This is a genomic window from Psychrobacter sp. 1Y4 (assembly GCF_051847555.1).
Genome location: NZ_JBPYDE010000002.1, coordinates 166056 through 190483, shown reverse-complemented (window position 1 = coordinate 190483; position 24428 = coordinate 166056). Strand labels below are relative to the sequence as shown.

Annotated in this window: 22 protein-coding genes; 19 read left to right on the top strand and 3 right to left on the bottom strand. The window is 41.0% G+C overall.

Annotated features, from left to right (window positions below):
- Nucleotides 1-5: 5 nt before the first annotated feature.
- The 11 genes from ACS8FC_RS02265 (at nucleotide 6) to lpxC (ending at nucleotide 13329) form a co-directional block, all read left to right on the top strand.
- A complete protein-coding gene (locus ACS8FC_RS02265) occupies nucleotides 6-845 on the top strand; it encodes an SDR family oxidoreductase (protein ID WP_439261908.1) in 840 nt (279 codons plus the stop codon).
- A gap of 163 nt (nucleotides 846-1008) precedes the next feature.
- Nucleotides 1009-2046, top strand: a complete 1038-nt coding sequence (locus ACS8FC_RS02260) for a hypothetical protein (RefSeq protein ID WP_439295741.1) — start codon at nucleotides 1009-1011, stop codon at nucleotides 2044-2046.
- A 76-nt stretch (nucleotides 2047-2122) separates the two neighbouring features.
- Nucleotides 2123-2839 carry an orotate phosphoribosyltransferase gene (pyrE, locus tag ACS8FC_RS02255; RefSeq protein WP_439262138.1) on the top strand — a complete coding sequence of 239 codons (717 nt, stop codon included), beginning with the start codon at nucleotides 2123-2125 and terminating at the stop codon, nucleotides 2837-2839.
- 152 nt (nucleotides 2840-2991) lie between these two features.
- Entirely contained in the window at nucleotides 2992-3957 is a 966-nt protein-coding gene (gene gshB, locus ACS8FC_RS02250) for a glutathione synthase (protein ID WP_439261904.1), read from the top strand.
- A gap of 237 nt (nucleotides 3958-4194) precedes the next feature.
- Entirely contained in the window at nucleotides 4195-5280 is a 1086-nt protein-coding gene (murG, locus tag ACS8FC_RS02245; RefSeq protein ID WP_439261902.1) for an undecaprenyldiphospho-muramoylpentapeptide beta-N-acetylglucosaminyltransferase, read from the top strand.
- 90 nt (nucleotides 5281-5370) lie between these two features.
- Nucleotides 5371-6810 (top strand): UDP-N-acetylmuramate--L-alanine ligase, encoded by a 1440-nt coding sequence (gene murC, locus ACS8FC_RS02240; protein WP_439295740.1) that lies wholly within the window; start codon nucleotides 5371-5373, stop codon nucleotides 6808-6810.
- Between the two features lie 29 nt (nucleotides 6811-6839).
- Nucleotides 6840-7934, top strand: a complete 1095-nt coding sequence (locus tag ACS8FC_RS02235; RefSeq protein WP_439261898.1) for a D-alanine--D-alanine ligase — start codon at nucleotides 6840-6842, stop codon at nucleotides 7932-7934.
- A gap of 400 nt (nucleotides 7935-8334) precedes the next feature.
- On the top strand, nucleotides 8335-9132 hold the full coding sequence (locus tag ACS8FC_RS02230) for a cell division protein FtsQ/DivIB (protein ID WP_439261896.1): 798 nt from the start codon (nucleotides 8335-8337) through the stop codon (nucleotides 9130-9132).
- Between the two features lie 159 nt (nucleotides 9133-9291).
- Nucleotides 9292-10584 carry a cell division protein FtsA gene (gene ftsA, locus ACS8FC_RS02225; RefSeq protein WP_439295739.1) on the top strand — a complete coding sequence of 431 codons (1293 nt, stop codon included), beginning with the start codon at nucleotides 9292-9294 and terminating at the stop codon, nucleotides 10582-10584.
- A gap of 281 nt (nucleotides 10585-10865) precedes the next feature.
- Nucleotides 10866-12062 (top strand): cell division protein FtsZ, encoded by a 1197-nt coding sequence (gene ftsZ, locus ACS8FC_RS02220; protein ID WP_299217620.1) that lies wholly within the window; start codon nucleotides 10866-10868, stop codon nucleotides 12060-12062.
- Nucleotides 12063-12411: 349 nt separating this feature from the next.
- The gene (gene lpxC, locus ACS8FC_RS02215) at nucleotides 12412-13329 is read left to right on the top strand and encodes a UDP-3-O-acyl-N-acetylglucosamine deacetylase (protein WP_439295738.1); all 918 of its coding nucleotides are present in this window, start codon (nucleotides 12412-12414) and stop codon (nucleotides 13327-13329) included.
- A 300-nt stretch (nucleotides 13330-13629) separates the two neighbouring features.
- Here lpxC and ACS8FC_RS02210 read toward each other — a convergent pair whose 3' ends face one another.
- Nucleotides 13630-14145, bottom strand: a complete 516-nt coding sequence (locus ACS8FC_RS02210; RefSeq protein ID WP_439295737.1) for a DciA family protein — start codon at nucleotides 14143-14145, stop codon at nucleotides 13630-13632.
- A gap of 151 nt (nucleotides 14146-14296) precedes the next feature.
- On the opposite strand from ACS8FC_RS02210, the gene ACS8FC_RS02205 reads away from it, so the two are divergent.
- Nucleotides 14297-15025: a CHAP domain-containing protein gene (locus ACS8FC_RS02205; protein WP_439261890.1), complete on the top strand. Its 729-nt coding sequence runs from the start codon at nucleotides 14297-14299 to the stop codon at nucleotides 15023-15025.
- 188 nt (nucleotides 15026-15213) lie between these two features.
- Here the strand turns inward: ACS8FC_RS02205 and ACS8FC_RS02200 are convergent, their stop codons facing one another.
- Both ACS8FC_RS02200 and ACS8FC_RS02195 read right to left on the bottom strand, forming a co-directional pair.
- Nucleotides 15214-15975, bottom strand: a complete 762-nt coding sequence (locus ACS8FC_RS02200; RefSeq protein ID WP_439261888.1) for a DOMON domain-containing protein — start codon at nucleotides 15973-15975, stop codon at nucleotides 15214-15216.
- Between the two features lie 144 nt (nucleotides 15976-16119).
- On the bottom strand, nucleotides 16120-16431 hold the full coding sequence (locus ACS8FC_RS02195) for a YhbY family RNA-binding protein (protein WP_439261886.1): 312 nt from the start codon (nucleotides 16429-16431) through the stop codon (nucleotides 16120-16122).
- 460 nt (nucleotides 16432-16891) lie between these two features.
- Between ACS8FC_RS02195 and ACS8FC_RS02190 the strand changes: the two genes are divergently transcribed.
- The 7 genes from ACS8FC_RS02190 (at nucleotide 16892) to ACS8FC_RS02160 (ending at nucleotide 24389) form a co-directional block, all read left to right on the top strand.
- The gene (locus ACS8FC_RS02190) at nucleotides 16892-17524 is read left to right on the top strand and encodes an RlmE family RNA methyltransferase (RefSeq protein WP_439261884.1); all 633 of its coding nucleotides are present in this window, start codon (nucleotides 16892-16894) and stop codon (nucleotides 17522-17524) included.
- A 270-nt stretch (nucleotides 17525-17794) separates the two neighbouring features.
- Nucleotides 17795-19687: an ATP-dependent zinc metalloprotease FtsH gene (gene ftsH, locus ACS8FC_RS02185; RefSeq protein ID WP_299217600.1), complete on the top strand. Its 1893-nt coding sequence runs from the start codon at nucleotides 17795-17797 to the stop codon at nucleotides 19685-19687.
- 219 nt (nucleotides 19688-19906) lie between these two features.
- Nucleotides 19907-20812, top strand: coding sequence for a dihydropteroate synthase (gene folP, locus ACS8FC_RS02180; RefSeq protein ID WP_439295736.1), 906 nt, complete (start codon nucleotides 19907-19909; stop codon nucleotides 20810-20812).
- A 68-nt stretch (nucleotides 20813-20880) separates the two neighbouring features.
- Nucleotides 20881-21162 (top strand): FAD assembly factor SdhE, encoded by a 282-nt coding sequence (locus tag ACS8FC_RS02175; RefSeq protein WP_439261880.1) that lies wholly within the window; start codon nucleotides 20881-20883, stop codon nucleotides 21160-21162.
- Nucleotides 21163-21179: 17 nt separating this feature from the next.
- Entirely contained in the window at nucleotides 21180-21656 is a 477-nt protein-coding gene (locus ACS8FC_RS02170) for a hypothetical protein (RefSeq protein ID WP_439295735.1), read from the top strand.
- 217 nt (nucleotides 21657-21873) lie between these two features.
- The gene (locus tag ACS8FC_RS02165) at nucleotides 21874-22590 is read left to right on the top strand and encodes a YidB family protein (protein ID WP_439261877.1); all 717 of its coding nucleotides are present in this window, start codon (nucleotides 21874-21876) and stop codon (nucleotides 22588-22590) included.
- A 341-nt stretch (nucleotides 22591-22931) separates the two neighbouring features.
- Nucleotides 22932-24389 carry an anion permease gene (locus tag ACS8FC_RS02160; protein WP_439295734.1) on the top strand — a complete coding sequence of 486 codons (1458 nt, stop codon included), beginning with the start codon at nucleotides 22932-22934 and terminating at the stop codon, nucleotides 24387-24389.
- Nucleotides 24390-24428 lie beyond the last annotated feature (39 nt).

Below are 24428 nucleotides of genomic sequence, written 5' to 3'. Positions count from 1 at the left end.
ATAAAATGAGTACGCAAAATTTACTGATTATCGGACAAGGTGATATCGGACTGCCAGTCACCAATAAACTTGCTGAGGACGGTTTATCGGTCACGGGTCTTGCCCGCAGTAAACGCGAACATTATGATTTAGATAGTAATGCAAAGTTTATGCAAGCTGATGCGTTGACACTTAGCGCTGAGCAGCTCCAAGACTTTACTCATATGGCAGTTATCGTCACTCCCGATGAATATTCGACCAGCGGTTATCACGATAGTTACTTGGCGATTAATCAACATTTAGCAGAGCTTGCGGACACGCTAACCAACCTTGTGCGCGTGGTTTTTATTTCCTCAACGGGTATTTATGGGCAGGATAGTGGCGAATGGATTGATGAAGATACTGCGCCTGTTACTCCTGAGCGCGCAGCTTCCAAAGTGATACTCCAAGCAGAACAAGCGCTGCAACAAGGTTTTGGTCATAAAACCATTGTCATTCGTCCGAGCGGAATTTACGGACGTGAGCGTCTCATGCGCCTACGTAAAGCCCGCGAGCCACAGAAAAAGCCCGTGGCAGCCGCGCACTGGAGCAATCGTATTATGGATCGTGATTTGGTCAATATTATCGCCAATGTACTGATTACAGATGCGCCGAAGCCCCTTTATATCGCCACTGACTATGCGCCAGTCACAACTTTTGAGCTAGGCGTTTGGTTAAGTGAGCAGATAGGAGAGACGCCTCCTGCTATTGATAATAAAAAAACAGCGGTTACGGGGAAACGCTTACATAGCAACATTCCGTTAGCTTGGCTCAATTATCCTGACTGGCAAGCAGGTTATCGTGATATTTTGAGTCATCAAGAGTAATGCCAAATCCAAAAAGTATGATTAGCGGTGTCAAACTCGTTTAGTCTACAATATGTAGTACTTACACTTGTTTTCCTTGCTACTCTAACTTTTGTGAAAGGCATAAGATGACAGTTTGATTTAATTAGAATTGATTTTATGTTTTATAGTTTATGGAGATTTCATGACCCAGCCTTCTACTTCTGATAATCGCTTATCCAGTGCTGAACGTGCAGTAATAAGCGATAAACTGGCAGAAGGCAATGCTGATCTGTCGTCTACATTGGCTGATAGTAAGCAGCCTGCGATCGTGCACCCTAACTTTGATCCGAGCCAATCGCCACTTGATCCTGCACGGCCTTTAAGTGATATCCCAGAGCCTGCTCGACGCCTAAATGGTCAATTGCGACGGCTCTATGGAAATTCTGCGCGGTTTTATCAGCCTAATGAAGACAGCTTATCGAAATGGGAGCTGGTTGCGTCAGAGGCATTGGTTGAGCATTTGTCATTATTAAATGCGGCAAAGCTTGTCGAGTTTCCTGATAATTTTTATCAAAATCATAGCGAGCAGCCGTTATTATCGCCACTAAGTGACATGACTCTATTAGATATGTCGGATATTCAGCAGGCAATTCGCGCTCATCCAAAACTGAATCGTTATGGTTTTGCGCTTGCTGATAGCCCAGTAAAAATTAATAAAAATGACGGTGGCTCTAACAACAATGTCTCTAATAACGATTTTAATAAAAAAGATACCAAAGCGTCTTCTGCCTCGTTACGTGCTTTGACCAAACGTTATAATCCTGATGAGTTACTCAACAGCCTTTATGCTGATGACTGGCAAGTGATTTTGCAGCCGCAGCAGTTTGAGACAGGCGAGGGCAGTTTGGCTACAGATATTATGGCGTGTAGCGTCGCTCTTCATGCTTTAAAGCAATGTAGTACGCGCAAAACTATCAATCATAGCTATAGCGCGGCGCAAATCTGTCAGCATGTCCGTAGCTATTTGCTTAGCCAGCTTGATCTTGAACCAGCACAGCGTTATCAGTATCGTCAAGTGCGACTATTTGCAGGACATATTATTGTTGCGGCTTATCATTTAGGCTGGGACATACAAGTGAGCCATGATGGTCAATGCTATTTTAATCTCTCATCGCGTAATGGCCTACTGACTCGTTATCCGAATATGCAAGATTACGACATCAATGGTTGGTCAAGCTGACCAATAATGCGTACAATAATGCAAATTTTTTGCCCTTTATTTTGCTGATAGGAATGCCATAATGCTCAATGCCTCAATGACTAATGCTCAACCTGCCCAAAACGTTTCTTTCTCATCGCATCAATTTATTCAGCTCGCTTTAGACAATCAAGTTTTAAAGTTTGGTGAGTTTGTGCTTAAGTCTGGTCGTATCAGCCCATATTTTTTTAATGCTGGCTTGCTAGCGACAGGTGAGATGTTATCGTTACTAGCGCGCGGTTATGCAGATGCTTTGGCTGAACAGATGGCAGCTAGCAATAACGGTGCAGAGCAGCAAGAGCTGGTTATTTTTGGCGCGGCTTATAAAGGTATTCCATTTGTGGCCGCAACCGCGCAAGCGTTATGGCTGCATCATGGCATCAATGCTAAATGGGGTTATAATCGTAAAGAAGCCAAAACTCATGGCGAAGGTGGTAACTTAGTGGGTGCTGATGTCAGTGGCAAAGCTGTCTGGGTGCTTGACGATGTTATTACTGCGGGTACAGCGATGCGCGAAGTGGTCGAGATTTTAGAGCAATCGGGTGCAAGTGTGGCGGGTATTATTGTTGCTCTTGATCGCAAAGAAAAAGGCCAAAATGATCATTCTGCTATACAAGAGCTTACCGCGACGCTAGAAGTGCCTGTACATGCTCTCGTTAATATTGATGATTTAATTAGTTATTTAGCAGACGACCATGGTGCACAAAGCGGCCAGTATAAAGACGCGACCCAACTTGCAAAGATGCAGCATTACCGCGAGCAGTACGGCGTATAGTTTGTTGTTAGGATGCTGTTCTTGAGCTGTATTCAAGCGTTAGTATATTGCAGGTACTTATAAATAAGGGTTTATAAATACCTGCCTATAGATTAAGTGTCTGTCAATTTTAATAACTGCCTATTTATAATATAACGTAAGTGAGCCTTATCATGAGCCAAGAAAATCAAAAAAAATCTCTAAAAATACTCGTTATCATGGATCCTATCGAGCAGGTTAACTATAAAAAAGATACCAGTTTGGCAATGATGTGGGCCGCTCAAGACCGCGGTCATACGCTTGGTTATTGTCAGATTCATGATCTATGGTTGGATCGTGGGCAGTTGATGGTCGATACACAGCCAGTAACGGTAAAGCGTGATCCTGAAAACTTCTATACGTTAGGTGATAAAGCGACAGGTCCGGTCAGTGACTATAACGTGATTTTGATGCGTAAGGATCCACCGTTCGACATGCGCTTTATTTATGCAACCTACCTGCTCGATCATGCCAAAGCGGCAGGCGTGTTAGTGGTCAATGACCCGCAAGCGATTCGCGACTGTAATGAGAAGCTGTTTGCGACTTGGTTTAGCGAGTATATGAGCCCAACGATTGTGACCAGTAAACAGGCCCACATTCGCAAGTTTATCGCTGAGCAACAAGACGTAATCGTCAAGCCATTAGATGGGATGGGCGGAACTGGTATCTTTCGTCTGACCGCCGACAGTGCCAATATCGGCGTAACGCTGGAGATCTTGACTGAACTTGAGACCTTGCCAATTATGGCACAGCGTTATCTACCTGAGATTATTGAGGGTGATAAGCGTGTGTTGATCGTCGATGGGGTAGTGGTTGATTATAGTTTGGCACGTATTCCAGTCAAGGGCGAGACCCGTGGTAATCTAGCTGCAGGTGGTAGCGGTGTGGCCATGCCGCTCACCGATATTGAACGTCAAGTGGCAGAAGTAGTCGCTCCTATTGTCAAAGAAAAAGGTCTCATGTTCGTTGGTTTAGACTTAATCGGTGGCCGGATTACAGAAATTAATGTCACCAGTCCCACTTGCGTCCGTGAGATTGATGATCAGTGTGGTACGGACATTGCGACAGACTTTATGATAGCGATAGAAGCTCGTTGTTAAGGATTGTATTTTGAAGATGAGCGGTTATTAATTTTTTGATATCTCTCATTTTTATTGTTTGGCATTAAAGTGTTTCAACTCATTATTTAAGCGATAAAGTGCTATATAAATGAGCATAAATTCCTCTATACTATGCGGTCTTTAGTGTATGAGCTTTTATAGTGAATTATTATTATTAATATATGAGTGGCTACTACTTAATATTTGTTTCAGTAAAGATAAGAAAGGCAGGCGTTAATGAAAACACCGCACATAATGATGATGGCCGCTGGTACGGGTGGCCATGTATTCCCAGCTCTGGCAGTTGCTGAGGAATTGACCCAACGCGGTGCCGTCATTCACTGGCTAGGTACGCCAAACGGTATGGAAAATGGTTTGGTCAAACCAGCTGGCTATGATTTTCATCCTATTGCGATGCAGGGATTGCGTGGTAAAGGTATCACGCGCCTAGCCAAGTTACCTTTTACCTTACTATCAGCGACGATGGCTACAGTCAAAATTATTCGTAGCAATCAGATTGATATGGTGGTGGGTTTTGGCGGTTATGTCACAGCACCCGGCGGTATTGCAGCACGTATGACCAATACGCCACTAATTATTCATGAGCAAAATGCCATCGCTGGTATGAGCAATCGTTATTTGGCGAAGATTGCAACTAAGGTACTACAAGCGTTTGATCATACCTTTGCTGATAGTACACAAGATGCAAAGCTTGAAAGCGTTGGTAATCCAGTACGTAATGCGATTTCGGGTGTCGCTGAACCGATTAAGCGCTACGATATCAGTGATCGTTCACCTTTAAAGCTATTAGTCGTTGGTGGCTCATTGGGCGCGCAAGTGTTAAACGATACCGTACCTAAGGCACTTGCGTTAATAGGCCGTCCTTTTGAGGTACAGCATCAGTGCGGTCGTAATAATGAGCAAGCGACAAAAATAGCTTATGATAGCGAGGATTTAAGCGCTCATAAGTTCACTGTACAGCCATTTATTGACGATATGGCAGCGGCGTACAACTGGGCAGATATTATCGTTTGTCGAGCAGGCGCGTTGACAGTTACCGAAATTCAAAATGTCGGTATTGCCGCGATTTTTGTACCGCTACCTCATGCAGTTGATGACCATCAGACTGCTAATGCACGCACCTTGACGTCACACGATGCTGCGATTTTATTACCGCAGTCTGAGCTAACAGCGCAGCGTCTGAGTAATGAGCTTGCAGCGCTTGATCGCCACACTTGCTTGGAGATGGCAAAAAAAGGCCATGCCCTTGCCAATCGTAGCGCCACTAGCCAAGTTGCTGATATTGTTTGGCAAGCCTTGTAGCCTATATCTTCAGAAGCTACTGTTTCCATAACTGGTTGTTTCTACAACTAATTCAATAAATTTACTGGCCTTTAATAAAGAGAACCTTTTATGTCTACCTCCGCGAAAGCTCTACCCAAGCGTTTGATTGAAATACCAGAAATGCGCCGTATCCAGCATTTGCATTTTATTGGTATTGGTGGCTCGGGAATGTGCGGAATCGCTGAGGTTATGAATAATCAAGGCTACCAAGTTAGTGGCTCTGATATTGCTGATAGCGTGGTAACTCGGCGTCTACAGCAGATTGGTATTGAGATATCAATTGGTCATGATTCCAAGAATATCGCGAATGCAGATGTCATCGTTGTATCCTCAGCAATTGATCGTAGCAATCCTGAAGTAAAAGCGGCGTTAGAGGCGCGTCTACCAGTGGTACGCCGCGCTGATATGCTTGGCGAATTAATGCGTTATCGTCATGGTATTGCCGTTGCGGGCGCGCATGGCAAGACTACAACGACTAGTTTGCTGACTACTATGATGGCAGAAGGGCAGCTCGATCCGACCTATGTGATCGGCGGTAAGCTAAATGCATCTGGTAAAAATGCTGCGCTTGGTAGCAGTCGCTATCTAGTTGCCGAAGCGGATGAGTCTGATGCATCGTTCTTGTCATTGCATCCAATGGCAGCGATTGTCACCAATATCGATCAAGATCATATGGAAACTTATGAAAACAGCTTTGATAAATTAAAAGCCGCTTATATTCAGTTTTTACAAAACATGCCGTTTTATGGCTTGGCTGTGGTATGTGGTGACGATCCAGAGCTATATGCAATGATTGATGATATTGGCCGTCCAGTACTAACTTTCGGACTTGAGCCGTTCAATGATGTGCAAGCGATTGACGTGGTTAGTGAAGGCACTAAGACTCACTTTACGGTACTGCGCCGTGACCGCGAGCCACTACGTTTAACGTTAAATATCCCAGGTATTCATAACGTCTATAATGCCCTTGCTGCTATCACCATGGCAACTGATGAAGGGGTAAATGATGATGCTATTGAGCGTGCTTTACAAAAATTTGAAGGTGTCGGACGCCGCTTTGAGCAGCATGCTTCTGTCAGTGTTGATGAAGGTGATGTCTTACTCATTGATGATTATGGGCATCATCCAAAAGAAGTCGATGCCACGATTAAAGCGGCGCGCCAAAGCTTCCCAGCTCGTCGTTTAGTGATGCTGTTTCAGCCGCATCGTTATAGCCGTACGCGTGATTGCTTTGACGATTTCGTTGAAGTGCTCTCAAATGTTGATGAATTGCTATTATTAGATGTATATTCAGCAGGCGAAAGTCCTATTGCGGGTGCTGATACTAAGGCCTTGGCACGTAGTATTCGTCTTCGCGGCGCCGTTGAACCTACGATTGTTGATAAAGACAATCTTGCGCCCGTTATGCAGCGTCTTCTAGAAGCTAATGACATGCTCTTGACCCAAGGCGCTGGTAACATTGGTCAAATTGCAATCGATTTAGCTGCAAATGATTTATATCTTAAATAAGTTTTAAAAGATTTTTGGAAATCGTACTCATGACTATTAATGACAATCAACACACAAATCTTCTCAATAGTGTCAACGATGGTGCTGATAATGAAACACTTATCACCAATCCAGAGTCAGCTTTAGCAGCAGCTGCTCAAGCAGAGAAAGATGGTATAGAAAATAACCAGCCAAGCCAAGCCTCATCATTGAGTGTTGCGACGAGCAAAGTCAAAGATGCCAGTGAGTTTGGTAAAGTCGCTGTCATTTATGGCGGTAGTAGCAATGAGCGCAGCGTATCATTAGACAGTGGCGCAGCAGTCTTGCAAGCATTACAAAACCAAGGTGTTGATGCCATACACTTTGATCCTAAGCATCAAGATATTACCGAGCTACGTGATTATGATCGAGTGTTTAACGTGTTGCATGGTCGCGGCGGCGAAGATGGATTGTTACAAGGCGTGTTGCAATGGTTTGATATCCCGCAGACAGGTTCAGGAATTTTAGCATCGGCACTTGGCATGGATAAAGTACGTACCAAGCAATTGTGGCAGGGCTGCGGCTTATCGACAGCGCCATTCTCATTACTAACGGCTAATACTGACTGGCAGCAAGTCGTCAACATGCTAGGGCTACCTTTGATTATTAAGCCCGTTCATGAAGGTTCAAGTATTGGCATGACGAAAGTCAATAACCTTGACGAGTTGCCTGCAGCATACGCAACGGCAGTACAGTGCGGTGATGCAGTAATGGCGGAACGCTGGATTACTGGACGCGAGTTTACGATTGTTGTTATCGATGACGAAGCTTATCCAGTGATACGTCTTGAGCCTGCCGACATTACCAATTTTTATGACTTCGAAGCAAAATACAACCGTAACGATACCAGTTATTATATTCCGTGTGGTTTGAGCGATGCTGACGAAAAGCATTTGCAAGCGTTGAGCCTTGCAGCATTCCGCGCGGTTGATGCAAAAGGTTGGGGACGTATTGATGCGATGCAAGATGAGGCGGGCAACTTTTGGCTACTTGAGATCAATACTGTCCCGGGTATGACCAGTCATAGTTTAGTGCCCATGGCGGCTAAGGCTTACGGCATGGATTTTGATATGTTGTGCTGGCATATATTGGCACAGACACTTTAATAGATAAAAGGATAAGTAGAGACTGATTGTCATCGCTTATTTTACATAAAGTGAATTTTATTACGGTTTATCAAACTAAATAGGTAATTTTTCTAGTACTATATTGAACAAAACGGATATAATGCCACTTCATATTGTATCACTAGCCCTGCTATATCCCAGCTTCATGTAAACTTGTGTAAAATCACTGGCTACAGCATGGGTTAGGCTATTGTTTACCATCAAAATACGTTAAGATTGTTATGATTGGCTTATGTTGATGATATTCAGCTCATTTTAAGCATTTTCTGTTATACAGAATGATAAAGCTATGATAAAAGGTGTTTATTGGAATAACAGTTATTCAATCAAATATTTATTAAGTTAACAACATATAAAAAGTATAGGGGCAAATGCGGCTATGGCTCAAACTGTCAATGGAACAACTGACTTGATGAGTAATGACGTCCGTCGCCCAGGATCTAGCTTACAAATACCTTTATGGGTAAAGTACATTTTTACGACTCTGGTAATAGGGTTATTGTTGTTAATACTATTAATGGGTGGTAAAGCTTTACGTGATGCACCGCCAGCGGCTATTCATGTTGATACACAAGACTTATCTACTGCTCAGCATCAAGTACTGCAACAGACCATGAACCAGCAGAAAGTAAGCAGTTTTTTTACAACTGATTTACAAGCGTTACGAGATATTGCCATGAGTCTTGCTTGGGTTGATGAAATTAGTGTGACTCGAGATTGGCAACAAGGTATTGTCATTACTGCACTACCTAAACAAGCAATAGCCAATTTTGGTACGGAACGACTGGTTGATGCAAAAGGTGCAGTATTCGTGCCAGCTGATAGTGAAGCGTTGATTCAGCCGCAGTTTGCTACATTGCAAGGTGAAGTAGACCAAGCACCTGTGATTATGCAACAAATGCAACAAATCAATGATTGGTATGTTCCGCTTGATATGCGAGTAGAGGATATTATTTTAACACCTCGAATGACGTGGCTGGTACGTTTTGATAACGGTCTACGGGTCATTGTTGATAACGAAAATACTGCTCAAAAACTGCTCAATTTGAGTCAACTTTTGAACAATCAATTGGCTGATCGTCGCGACAATATACAATCGATAGATTTACGTTATAAAAATGGTTTTACAATAGCGTGGAAAGTAAAAGAGTCGTCGGCAGAGTCTCCGACGAGCTAGTCTGTAACATAGGGTTTATGCTTTGTGGTCTGGTTATATGAGTAGGATAGTTGCACAATTTTTGTACTATAAATGATAGAGTGAATCAAATAGTACTGTTCTAATGATTCAATAGAGACAGCAGATAGTCTTCTATTTAGTGATAATTTGTTTGGTAACATGAAAAATACTGAAAATCTGGTTGTTGTCCATCTAAGTGCCACTGCAGTTTATGTGGTGATTGGTAGCGTTGTCTCTGCAAAAGACATACGTATCATGGGTGTTGGACAAGTCAAAAATAGTGATTTTTATCAAGGCCAAATCAAGCATCGCGAACGTTTACAGGGTGCAATCAAACAAGCCATTCAAGATGCTGAAGATATGGCAAATTGCCGTGTGCATAGTGTATGGCTAACACTTGCGACGCCTGAGTTATCTAGTAAAAATAGTATCGGTAACGTTGCAGTTGAAGAAGAAGTAGTACGTGCTAGGGATATGGTACAAGCATTATCTAATGCCAAATCTCAAGACTTACCCTCTGATTATTATTTAATGCATTGTTGTCAGCAAGGTATTTACATTGATGAGCAGGATACTATGGTTGATGATGCGATTGAGATGATCGCAAAAAACATCACGGTTATGTATCACATGATGATGATGCCAGTCTCTAGCCGTCAAAATATTCAAAAGCTATTACAAGGTTGTGATGTTGGTATCGATCATATTGTTTTTGATGCAGTAACAAGTGCTGAATATAGCCTAATGAGTGAAGAGCGCCAGCAAGGTGTCTGTCTAGTAGATATAGGCGCGAGTACCACTAGTATTTGTGTATATAAAGAAAATAAACTTATTTTTACTCACTGTATAGCCAGTGGTAGTCATGAAGTAACCATGGATATCTCAGCCGATATCGGTATTTCTATGATAGAAGCTGAAAAGCTCAAAAAATCACATGGCACAGTAGATATAAATAGTATGGATCCAAGCTCGTTCTTTATCTTTAAACCGCAAGGTTCAGGTGACGAAGTTAATGTTAGTCTTTATAATCTAGCGCGCATTATTGAGGCACGTTATGTACAGATATTTACTGAAGTCGTACGACAACTTCATGAAGCCGAGTTATTAGGATATATTGATCGAGGTATTGTGCTTAACGGTGGTGGTAGTACTATTAAAGGTATGATACCTTTTGCTAAAAGGCTATTAAAAATGCCTGTAGTGTTATCCAACACTCATCCTGCTATTAGTGCTTATAACCATTTCGATAATGAGGAATCGTTTAAGCAGTTAAGTATGCAGGTAAATAATCGTGCTTATCAAACGGCATTTGGTACTTTGCTCTATAGTCAAAGTGAGCAATTTCGTCATAGTGAGCAAAGTGAACCCGATGCCATTAAAAGAGGTCGTATAAAAGGGACCTTCAAAAATGTCGGTCAACGTTTTACTAGTGTTCTGAAAAAAATACTTTGAGATTTTGAGGTGATACACAAAAATCTTAAGTATTTTTAACCCATATTTGTCATGGACGATTGAAAGTAGGCGTTTGATATACGTGTTTTGAGACTATCGTAGTACTGTATGATTATATTATCAGCGTAACATGTTTTAATAGAGGTTTAACACACATTGATTGAACCTCATCTTTATTATTTTATTTGTATGTATTTATATATAGTAAGTCGATAGTACTTTATACGAGTGCGTTGTCACGTATCGACCATCACGCTATCTGCAACTGGAGAACCTTTTTTATGTCAAAATACACCATGCCAGATGATAACCAGTCTCAAAGCAACGGCCAAGCTCGTTTTACCGTATTCGGTGTAGGCGGCGGTGGCGGTAATGCTGTAGAACATATGGTACAGCAAGGTATCAAAGGCGTGACGTTTATCTGTGCCAATACTGATAGACAAGCCCTTGATCGTCTAACCGTACCGCATAAACTGCAACTTGGCGCTAAAAGTAATCGTGGTCTAGGGGCGGGTGCCAATCCAGAAGTCGGACGCGAAGCAGCAGAAAGCGAAGAAGAAGCGATTCGAACGCTACTTGAAAACTCAGACATGGTATTTATCACAGCTGGTATGGGCGGTGGTACAGGTACGGGTGCAGCGCCTGTTATCGCGCGTATTGCTAAAGAGATGGAAGTGTTGACAGTGGCAGTCGTTACGACACCATTTAAGTTTGAAGGTGGTAAGCGTAATAAATCTGCTAAAGCAGGAATTGAGCAATTAACAAACTTCGTTGACTCTATTATTACTATTCCTAATGATAAACTTATGAGTGTGTACGGCAATATTTCAATGAAAGATGCATTCAAAAAAGCGGATGACGTCTTATTGCATGCAGTACAAGGTATCGCTGAAACTATTGCTCGTTCAGGTCTTGTCAACATTGACTTTAACGATATACGTACGGCAATGACGGCTAAAGGTCATGCGATGATGGGTGTTGGACGTGCGAGCGGCGATGATCGTGCGCGTCAAGCAACTGAAAAAGCAATTAAGTCACCTTTGTTGGATGATCTGTGCTTAGAAAACGCGAAAGGTCTATTGGTCAACGTTATTTCTTCTGAAACTTTATCGCTAGATGAGTTTAGTCAAATCAGCGAGATTGTTGAAGGTATAACGGATACTGATGAAGCAAACATTTTCTATGGTTCAGTTGTTGATGAAGAGATGGGTGATGACTTGCATGTTACTGTGATAGCCACAGGTCTAACATTGGATGAAAAGATGGAGAAAGCGCCTCAAGTCCAACAGCCAGTACCTTCTGTCACTAGTACCCAATCAGTAGATCCAAACTTACATACCAGTGCATTAAACAGTCAAAAGCATTCGCAAAATCAGACGTATCAAGATAATGGCGTACGTTCTACATCTACTCAAGAACAACCGCAAACTAAAACCAATAGCATTCAAGATTATCTAAAACGTCAACAGAACAAATAGTATGTTTTAGATAACTATACTATTTGTAATGTATATATTTTTACATTTGTTTTTTATATAGTTCTTAAACATATCACCAACAATATATTAAACATAAAAAACCAGCACAATAGTGCTGGTTTTTTTGCATTTATACTAAAAAAAGGTACATATACCCTTCGTTTTGTAAGAGTCTAAGCTGACATCAGTACTTTTAGGAACCTTTATAAGTATTATAGATTGATACTTATATGGTTATTTAATATATAAATCATGGGTATAAGAAGATTACGGTGCCATAACTGTAGCGAATTAAGGCCTGCTAATGGTAAACTATGACAATTGTAACAAAGTATGTGAGAAAACAGCCATGAATCAACGAACCATAGAAAAAGCGATAGCTATCACAGGCATTGGTTTGCATAGTGGTCAGCCTGTCGATTTGGAGTTTCATCCGCAACCAGTTAACACTGGAATAGTTTTCGAGCGTTCTGACATCGTTGGTAGTGCGCCAATACCAGCCAGTGCTTTTTTGGTACAAGATACTATGATGTCATCAAATCTTGTTTTCGGTGGGACGCGTGTTGGTACAGTAGAGCATTTATTAAGTGCAATCGCTGGGCTTGGAGTAGATAACCTATTAATAAAGGTATCAGCAAGCGAGATACCAATTATGGATGGCAGTGCATCGCCTTTTGTCGGTCTATTATTGCAAGCAGGTTTTGTTGAGCAAGAAGCGCTAAAAAAGTTTTTGAAAATCGTCAAACCTGTGCGTGTCGAAGTTGATGACAAATGGGCAGAGCTGCATCCATATGAAGGATATGAGTTAAATTTTGAAATTGACTTTGATCATCCAGCATTTGATAAAGACTTTCAACATGCTCAATTAGATTTTTCAACACAGAATTTTATCGAACAACTAAGTGAAGCCCGTACCTTTGGTTTTTTACAAGATATTGAGACTCTAAGACAAAATAACTTAGCATTAGGCGGTAGTATGGATAATGCCATCGTTATCGATGATGCTCGTATTCTGAATGTTGAAGGGCTACGTTTTGCTGATGAGTTTGTTCGTCACAAAATATTAGATGCTTTAGGCGATTTATATCTGATTGGTTATCCCATTATAGGTCGTTTTAATGCCTATAAGTCAGGACACGCATTGAACAACATGCTAGTCCGAGAAATTTTATCAGATAAAAGTAACTTTGAAATTGTAACATTTGATGACAACGTAACTTGTCCAATCGAGTATTTACCTTCAACAGGCTTAATAGTTGAAGGATAAATACAGGAATATACAGGAAGTATCGCAACACTTACGTAAGATTACATAATTTAATCAAAATAATGCTCAAATTATAACCATAATAGCGAATATATGATTTTGTATTGTTTGATTGAGTAGCTGAAGCCTAGAGTATTCAAAAGCTCAAAGTTTTCTAAAAGTCATCTGTTAGTCAAAACTCTCGATTGGGTTCTGACTAACAGATGATTTTTTTTGTTTGCGAAATTACAAAAACGCAGCGTTATCAGCTTATTTCCCTCTGTCACTTTACATAAGTTTACATTGTAATAGAGGGTTTTTTTACTCATTTACCAGCCGTAAAAGGGCTTTTTTGAGGTTTTTATCTGCCGTGACATGCTCTGCAGCCTGTGCTATAGTCCGCTTTGTGTTTTGGCTAAGAGCCTGATTTTTACCAATTTTATGAGAGTTTAGGTCACTTGTTATTGACGATAAATTCTTTTCATTTAACAATTTATTTGAACTCGTTTTTGAAACGATGACCTTTATTTTCTTAAGTTGTTTAAATGTAATCGATTGTTCTGTTAATACTTGTAGATAGGCACTTTGTAGATAACGAATATGGTTGGCTGCAGTAGCAGAGCCTACACTTAATGTTAATTGCTCAGAGCTCAAGCCAACGACCCAGCAATTGGCAAGTATTTCCTCAGGTAGACAGTCAATTAGAAGTGTTTTTAGTTCATGAGTCATCTGTGCATAAAGCTGCATATTTTCAGTTAAGGCTTGAGGTAGGGCGCTACCAGCAAATGCCTGATGATCAATAAGTTTAGCAAGCTGATTAGGCTGTTTCTTCGACATTATGTTTACTCATCCATTGGGTGATAAAGGTCGATAAATAAATTGAGTATGTTGAATTTTATCACGGTTACTTAGTGATACGTCTTCTAAATTAATTAATGTTTTGTCATGGATGACAAGCAATCTTGTATTAACAATAGGTAGTAAATTTATGAAACAAGCTTTATTAATTTTGTCAGTATTGGGAATGGGTTTAGCACAAACGAGTGGTGCTGCCGAAACCACCTTTCAGCCAAATAATACCTTGAGTCATACCATTACAAATATTTCAGTATCTCAGAACTACGGTTCTAGTCGTAATATCTATAGCACTAATAGTGGCGCGCATGTTTTTAGCAATGATGAAATTAGTCAAGCTATTGACAACTTAAGTGCTCATGCCAAACAAAAAGAGTATAAATTAGCCTCATTAACCAGTCGCTTATCTTATGAGCGTCAGCAGCAAGCAAGCAGCAGAATACCAGATAGTAACTCTGCCCCTGCTATTGCAGCTGCTCGTGCGTCAAGAGTTGCTCTTTCTAGAAGCTCTGGTTATTGTGCCCGCTATGTGCGTAAAGCTTTGCAATCAGCTGGTTATGAGTTCACTCCAAACCCTTCAGCTTATCAGTACGCCTCCCGTGGTACACTTGCCAATGCTGGTTTTACTAAAATCAGCAACGACATGGCGCCTCAAGTTGGAGATGTCATAGTCTATGACCGTAGCTCAAAACGCCCACATGGTCATATACAGATTTTTGATGGTTCAGATTGGGTGTCTGACTTCCGCCAGAACAGTATTAGCCCGTATAGCGGTGTACATAGCTATACCACATGGCGTGATTCGCAATATGTTGATGATGCATCGGATCGTGGTATCTACCTAGCTATGGCTGATAAATAAAACATAAGTAAATTGTTTAAACTTATTATTTTAGCGTTTTCTCCTAACTCAGTAATGCTCTTTATGACATTACTGAGTTTTTTTATTTCTATCATCGTTCAACTATCAAAGCTATCTGCTATCTGCTATGAGCTATGAGCTATTCAAAAGACCAACCAGCCATTAAACGTTGCTTGACGTTATAAAAACTATTTCGTTAGTGCAGCTTGCAAATCCAGCACTGTCCAATAACAGTGTTGATGAAAGTCAGGCGGGGTAGCGTGAGCTGGGGCAAAGTACAGGTTTGTTTTACCAAACTGTAGAATGACGCATGGATGTAATAGCTTTATGCTGATATCGCCGGATAAGTCGTGGTTATGAGTATTGAGCGAGAGCTGTTCTAAAGACAATCCAAAGCAGCGTCGATATTGATAGTACGGAGTAAATTTGGTGATGGTTGAGTCCACAAAGTGGTTTGCCAGTGCGGGATGTGGTTTTAGACGGTTTATTGGTTCTGCCTGCTGGTTTGAGGCGTTCTTAGCCCAAGTGACGTTCGCTTTTGTAGTACAGTTTGCTTGCATCAATGGTACTGGAGGCAGTGTCGATGGTGTACGATATTCATCAAATTTGTAAAGAGCATATTGTCCGTTTGGATTAACATTGATTTCTATATAGTTAGCTGTTGTATCAAAAACTTCACTACTGACAAAACATTCAAGACAAGTACGCTCCCATAAATAGTCGGTAAAACGGACTTTTGATTGTTGCCATGCTGTCCAATCTAGCTGCGCAGCTAGCCTAACGGATGGTAGCTGTATTTGGTAGCTCAACCAAAGTTGGCGTGTCGACAGCACAATCGAGGCTTCTACGTTAATGCGTATTTTTTGTAGCTCTTTAATCGATACACCGATTTGCTCTGCATCAGCCGATAATGTGTCGGTTGCCAATCGTAAGGTAAATAGCTGGCTCATAGTACTTGATTCATTATAGAAAAGATCGTCAATGTAGATTTGATAAAATGAGGGATAAAATAAAAGCCACGAGCAATGATGCAACGCAGCTTCTATAATCTTGGCTGTTCTTTCAATCTATTTTATACGCTTCATAGATACTAATTATTGAGCATGACGTGCTAAGTTTGATAACTTAGGATTAGCATTTGGATTCTGACGTAGCAATAACGCCATACGTCCAATAGTATGAATCACATTGGCTTTGGCTGCGGTTGCAAGCTCAGTGGCGACTACGTCACGGTCATGCTTACTGCCAGCTGGTAATTTTACTTTAATAAGTTCATGATCGGTCAAAGCGCGATCAATCTCTTCGGTGATAGCGGGAGTAATGCCATTGTTACCGATCATAACAATGGGTTTGAGCTCATGACCAATACCTTTTAAGCGTTTAATCGTAGCGTTATCAAGTTGCATAGTATTCCTAAATTTTAGTAAAAATAAAAAACAGTTCTAAAATGGTTGAATTGTCATAATAAGTCATAATAAATAAGAAGCAATGTTATCTAAACGACATGACCAAAACCATGTTATTAAAAAAGTTAATATTCATTATAAATAATCTATGACTATCTTGCATGATATCAGTACCATTTTGCACGATTTTACGTGATGAAAATGTTAAACTGAATAACTTGTTGCATTATAAACGCTGCTGGATCATAAAGCTGCTAAATCGTTAATAATGCCTTTAAATTTATTTATAAAAATAAAATTATCTTTAATGGGTATTATCGAATGGGTTTATTAGCACAATATAGTCGATACTAAATAAAAAATGAGATCATCTTTAATTGATAGAAATTTAGTCAGTCGGCTGTTAAAAATTATGACATCGTAAAGTATATGACACCATAAAGTAATAGGAGCAGGTATTTTGGCCACGCGCATTGAAAATAAAGGTTTATCAAAAAGTAGCCGTGCTTGGATGAAAGAACATATTGATGATCATTATGTAAAAAGAGCGCAAAAAGATGGCTATCGTGCGCGTGCTGCATACAAGCTGCTTGAGATCAATGAAAAGGCTAAATTAATATCGTCTGGAATGACAGTAGTAGATTTGGGTAGTGCACCTGGTAGTTGGTCACAAGTCGCCGGTCAACTGGTCGGTGAAAGCGGTACATTGATCGCCTCTGATATTTTGCCTATGGACGCTCTAGCAGATGTAACCTTTATTCAAGGGGACTTTAGAGAAGCAGATGTTTTTGACAAAATTATGACTGAGGTCGGTGACAGACAAGTAAATGTGGTATTGTCTGATATGGCTCCTAATACAGCCGGAAACAGTGCTGTCGATCAACCGCGAATGATATATTTATGCGAGCTTGCAGTGGACTTTGCTTTGGAGACCTTACCTAAAGGTGGCGCGCTTATTATGAAAGTGTTTCAGGGCGAAGGGTCACAGGAATTACGTAAGCAGATGCAGTCCAAATTTAGTAAGATTCGTAGTATCAAACCTGCAGCATCAAGACCACGGTCTAAAGAGATGTTTTGGATAGCAATAAAATAACTTGTTATTTCAATAGGTTGTATCTAATAAATAGTTTATGATTGATTTTATAAAGTACGTCATATTACGTGTAAAACCGCTACAATTGCTAACTGAATAAACGCAGCTTTTGCTTGAATTGTGCAGGTTAAAACCACATATCATGATATATTAACTTTGTTTTGTTTCAAGCAAAGTCGTCTGATAATGTATGATGAATTTATATTACATTTTTATATAGGCGTTACGTGTCTAGTAAACACACCAATAAGTAAGGGATGGGAATAACTAGTGAGCGACATGGTAAAAAATACCTTATTGTGGCTGGTGGTAATCGGCGTTTTGGTACTGGTGTTTAGCGGCTTTGATCAATCATCTGAGCCAGATAACCTTAACTACTCTGAGTTTGTGACCGCAGTGTCTGAAAACCAAGTAGCCAGTGTTGAGATCGACGGCGAGCAAATCATCGGCGAAAAGAAAAATGGTTCATCTTTTGAGACCATTAGGCCAGCTGTGACTGATGAGCAGTTGATGCCTCTATTACGTGAAAACCAAGTCGAAGTCCAAGGGACTGCGCCTAAACGTCAAAGCGTGCTGATGCAATTGCTAATAGCCAGTTTCCCAATCTTATTGATTATTGGTTTATTTTTGTTCTTTATGCGCAACATGCAGGGCGGCGCTGGCGGTAAAGGCGGCGGTCCGATGAGCTTTGGTAAGTCTAAAGCTAAGATGCTGACTGAAGACCAAATTAACGTCAATTTTGAAGACGTTGCTGGTTGTGAAGAGGCTAAAGAAGAAGTCGTTGAAGTCGTTGATTTCTTACGTGATCCTGATAAGTTCACTAAGCTTGGCGCAACCATTCCACGTGGTATCTTGATGGTAGGTCCACCTGGTACAGGTAAGACACTATTGGCAAGAGCCATTGCTGGTGAAGCCAAAGTGCCTTTCTTCTCAATCTCAGGTTCTGATTTTGTAGAAATGTTCGTCGGTGTTGGTGCGTCTCGTGTTCGTGATATGTTTGAGCAAGCGAAGAAAAGTGCGCCATGTATTATCTTTATTGATGAGATTGATGCTGTTGGACGTCATCGTGGCTCTGGTATGGGCGGCGGTAACGACGAGCGTGAGCAAACGCTTAACCAGTTGTTGGTTGAGATGGATGGTTTTGAAGGTAACGAGGGCGTTATCGTCATTGCAGCGACTAACCGTGCAGATGTACTCGACAAAGCGTTATTGCGTCCGGGTCGTTTTGACCGTCAAGTACAAGTAGGGTTGCCAGATATCAAAGGTCGCGAGCAGATATTGAAAGTGCATTTAAAGAAACTTCCCAATACAGTCGCTGTCGATGCAAATGCTCTTGCTCGTGGTACACCTGGATTTAGCGGTGCACAACTGGCTAACCTAGTAAACGAAGCAGCATTGTTTGCAGCTCGTCGCAACAAAACTAGCGTCGATATGAACGACTTTGAAGATGCTAAAGATAAGCTATACATGGGTCCTGAACGAAAATCTATGGTGATACGTGAAGAAGAGCGCCGTGCAACTGCTTATCACGAATCAGGCCATGCTTTGGTTGCTGAACTACTACCGGGTACTGATCCTGTTCATAAGGTAACAATTATGCCGCGTGGATTTGCACTTGGCGTAACATGGCAATTACCTGAGCATGACCAGACCAGTATGTATAAGTCAAAAATGCTCAGCGATATTGCTATTTTGTTTGGTGGACGTATTGCAGAAGAAGTGTTCATTAATCAGATGTCAACAGGTGCTTCTAATGACTTTGAACGTGCCACAAAAATGGCTCGTGCTATGGTTACTAAGTATGGCATGTCCGATGCACTTGGTATTATGGTATACGAGGATGACGATAGTTCACAAGGCTATTTTGGTTCTAGCAATCGTACTATCTCAGAAGCCACACAGCAAAAAGTAGATGAAGAAGTGCGCCGTATGTTAGAGGAGCAGTATGACATTGCTCGTGAGCTAATTGAAGGCAACCAAGATAAGATGCATGCAATGGTCGATGCATTGATGAAATGGGAAACGATTGACCGTGACCAGTTGCAAGATATTTTAGCAGGTGAAGAACCACGTCCACCTAAGGTTTATCAGCATGGTGTCAATTTGGGTAAAGGTAACGTTAAACCAACCGGTTTAACACCGCCACCATTACCAGCAATGTAAGTCAAAATCGAAACCATAGTTATTATAAAAAAGCCCTTTTCATAAAGGGCTTTTTTAATGGTTTAAAATTTTTGGTAGCGACTAGCAATACTAATCATTAGTACTATAAGCGACAGACATCTCGCTAGATTATGTGTTTGTTCTACTATTAGATATAATTATGATCTTTTATATGACAGAATATATTATTTATAAAATATAATCATTGATGGATGAGTTATGTCATTATTCGACCCTTTACCAGCTTATACGCTATATGGTCCTACGAAAAAGCTAGATTTATCTCAGCCCCATATCATGGGTATTTTAAATGTGACGCCGGACTCGTTTTCGGACGGTGGCCAGTTTAATGCTATTGATAAAGCAGTTGAACATTGTCAGTATATGCTTGAATCAGGAGCAACCATCATTGACATAGGAGGCGAATCTACTCGTCCAAATGCCGACTCTGTGGCGACTACTGAAGAAGTATCGCGTGTGGTCCCAGTCGTTGAGGCAATAAGGCAACAACTTGGCGAGGAAGCCTGGCTATCTATTGATACCAGTAATCCTATAGTTATACAAGCCGCTGTTGAGGCAGGCGCAGATATTTGGAACGACGTACGTGCTTTAAAACGCGAAGGTGCAATTACAATGGCAGCCAAACTTGATGTTCCTGTAATGCTTATGCACATGCGTGGTGAGCCAACGACGATGGGTAGTTTGGCGCATTATGATGATATAGTCAGTGAAGTGAGTGCTGAGTTGACGACTCGTATCGATGAGGTAATAGCTTTCGGCGTTGAGCGTGATAAAATAATCATAGATCCTGGCTTTGGATTTGCTAAAAACCATGAACATCACTGTGCACTATTGACCCAACTTGATAGCTTAAAAGCGCTTGGATTACCGCTGATGTTTGGCGTGTCGCGTAAGCGCTTTTTAGCTGAAGTATTGGCTAACAGTGGCCTTGATCAGCTTGCGACAACTAAAGCCCCTGATCGCGATACAGTAGGAGTTGCAGCTGGTTTGTTTGCGCTGCAACAAGGAGCCTGTATTATTCGTACGCATAATGTCCCTATGATGCAGCAAGCGGTGGCATTATGGAATCAGTTATCTGCTTACGAGCAAAATAGAGTCCAATAACGACAATGACTATTCTATAATGCTATAACGTATTTTTATTTAGACGTATCTTCAATGAGATCAAAATTATGACAGTCAAAAGCCAGCCAGAGCCTACCAACGAACAGCGCCGGATTATTTATCAAGCACGCCGCGGCTTAAAAGAGTTGGATTTTTATATCGATCCGTATGTTAAAGAGCTTTACTTGACAGCAGATTCTGCTGAACAAGCAGCTTTTGCAAACATGCTTACTTATGAAGATCCTGATCTATTAGATTATTTTACCAATCAGGCGCGCCCAGATGATGAGGCAATATGGACGCTGGTCAAGAAAATTAAAATGTGGCGTCATGGGAAAGATTTGTCATAACGGATTGGTTTTAACCGATGTATGATTCTACTGCGGTTCAGTTGCCTACAAATCTACGTATCGATACTGCTATTAAATATGGCAGTCGACTTCGTACGTTAATGTATACTGGATTGTCAATCTCAATCGTTTTATTATCTTGGCTTGCCAAGCTGTCATGGTGGCAGTACGCTTTAATTTTGATGGTGAGTGCAGCAGTGATAGGTTATTTGGCTTTATCAAGGCCAATACTACTACATTTAAGTCAGCCTCCCTTACACAATCATCTAAATAAAGAGTGGCAGTTGCTTATGCGTACTGGTCGCGACGATGAATTATGGCGAGCTGATCTCAACAATGTTCATCGTTATCAATGGCTATTAAATTTCCAATTTGTTACTACTGAACCTTTTAAGCGCTCTTTGACCATTACTATCTATCGTGATCAAGTCAGCCTTGATCATTGGCAACAATTAAATATCTTAGCCACTATAGTAAATAAGAAGCACGGTTAATGTTAAGGTTTAAAAAACCTATATTGCTATATAATTTTATAAAGACTCTTCTTATTGGTCGTTGGGTGGCAACCTTACGAAGCACTACGTGTGATAACAAAATACCTATGCCGATGGTTAACACGGTTTGTTATATTGTCTAACAAGACTATCCATACTATAAATAGTTATGATGTCATGTACGACAATATGATTAAAATAAGGAGAGGTAAATATTATGAGTTTATTAGGAAATTTAATTACACAAGTTGCTCGCAGCGCAATGGATCCAGAAGATTCTAAACGTAATCCAGTTAATCAAAACATTAATCCGCGCCGTACCGGTGGTCTTGGCGATATTTTGGGCGGCGTATTAACGGGTAGTCGCAACCAAACACGTGAGTATAATCCGCAACAATATGACCGTCAGTCAGATAATGGTTTGGGTTTAGATGATATCTTAGGCGGCTTGACTGGTGGTGGTCAGCGCGGCGGTATCACTTCTGGTGCAGGTGGGCTGGGTGATATATTAGGTGGTGTGTTAGGCGGTCAGCGTACTAGAGGCGGCTTTGGTGGTAAGGGTATGTTAGTTGCAGCTCTTATGCCTATGGTGCTTAGCTGGATTCAACGTAATGGTGGACTTAGTGGCGCGCTATCTAAAGTTACAGGTATGGGTTATGACAACCAAGCGCGCTCTTGGATGAGTAACCACGAGCTTAATGATAATTTAGACCCTAATGACATCAATCGTTTATTTGATGAAAAAGAAATTCAACAAGTCGCTGCGCATACTGGTGCTAATGATGTAGAAGTACGTCAAGGTCTGGCTGAGCTGTTACCAGAGGTTTTTAATCAATTAACACCGCATGGCAACTTAGATAATGAATCAGAGGCCAATCAAGAGATAGACCAGATTGTTAGCCAATTATCTAGTCGTCTTGGCACGTTGAAATAAGACAAGTATTTTCCAGTTTTAATACGCCATGTTTTAGTCTAAAAAAGAGTACATTTAATAATGTGCTCTTTTTTATGTTTAATAATCAGAAAATCATAGCACCATTAGTTTTTAAACTATCAGGCTTTAAACTATCAGGCTTTAAAGAGTTATGTTAAAAAAGGTGAGCAATAAAGCAGTACTGGTCTAGTCGTTATATGATAGCTATATAATTAGTTGAGAGCTGCTTCACCATATAGTTCCATTGCAGTCATAACTTTATAAGTACGAATTGTCAAAGCTACAGAGCTAATAAATAATATATCACTAATCTCAAAAAGTTTAATAAGGTTGAGTCAGTAATGCCATTTAAGCCTATTCAAGCTGCTATTGCCGTCTTAGTTGGTCTGATAATTTGGTTCGTCATTCCAGTGCCTACTGGGGTTACACCCGAAGCTTGGCACATGTTGGCATTGTTTATCGCAACTATTGTGGCAATCATAGGTAAGGTATTGCCTATTGGAGCGATTGCTATCATTGCAGTCACCTTAGTGGCATTAACAGGTGTGACGAGTGATAGTCCAAAGCAAGCAATCAATGATGCATTATCAAGCTATTCAAGCCCATTGATTTGGCTGATTGGTATCGCGGTAATGATATCACGAGGCTTGATAAAAACTGGTCTTGGTCGACGTATTGCTTATTATTTTATTTCGATTTTTGGTAAAAAAAGCATCGGTGTGGCTTACTCTTTAACAGCAGCTGAGCTGATGATAGCGCCCATTACGCCTTCTAATACTGCCCGTGGTGGCGGGATTATTCATCCCATCATGAGGTCCATTGCAAAAAGTTTTAATTCAACACCAGAGGAAGGCACGCAAAATAAAATTGGTCGTTATTTGGCTATGGTTAATTACCATGCCAACCCCATCACTTCAGGTATGTTCATCACTGCTACTGCACCAAACCCTTTAGTCGTTGACCTAGTTAATAAAGCAACAGGCGGTAATATTCAGCTGTCATGGACGACGTGGGCAGTTGCGATGTTTGTACCAGGGATGCTGTGTTTGCTAATTATGCCATTAGTTATTTATATGATTTATCCGCCTGATATAAAAGCAACCCCCAATGCTAGAGGTTTCGCCAAAGATAATTTAGATGAAATGGGAGATATCAGTACCCAAGAAAAAATCATGCTCGGTGTCTTTGCATTGATGTTGATATTGTGGGCCAACATTCCGGCTCTGATATTCGGTGAAGCCTATAGTGTTGACGCTACCACCACAGCTTTTATTGGATTAACGACTTTGATACTGACTGGCGTACTTACGTGGGATGACGTTCTCAAAGAGAAGTCTGCTTGGGATACCATCATTTGGTTCGGTGCACTTATCATGATGGCGTCCTATCTTAACGAGCTTGGACTGATCAGCTGGTTTTCGGGTAATATTGAATCGATGATTGGCGCGACTGGGTTTGGCTGGGTAGGTGCCGTAACGATTTTGACGCTAGTTTATTTATATATCCATTATTTCTTTGCCAGTACGACTGCTCACATTACCGCGCTATTCGCCGCCTTTTATGCGGTAGGGTTAAGCTTAGGTGCACCGCCGATGTTATATGCGTTGATACTTGCAGCAGCGGGAAATATCATGATGACCTTGACCCATTACGCGACAGGTACTGCTCCAGTTATCTTTAACTCGGGCTATGTGACGCTAAGAGAGTGGTGGAGTATTGGTGCGATAATGAGTGTAGTTAACTTGGTGATATGGATAGGCGCAGGTCTGGTTTGGTGGAAAGTGCTTGGTTATTATTAAAAATGCTTGATTATAATTAACGATCTTTACTCTTAAACG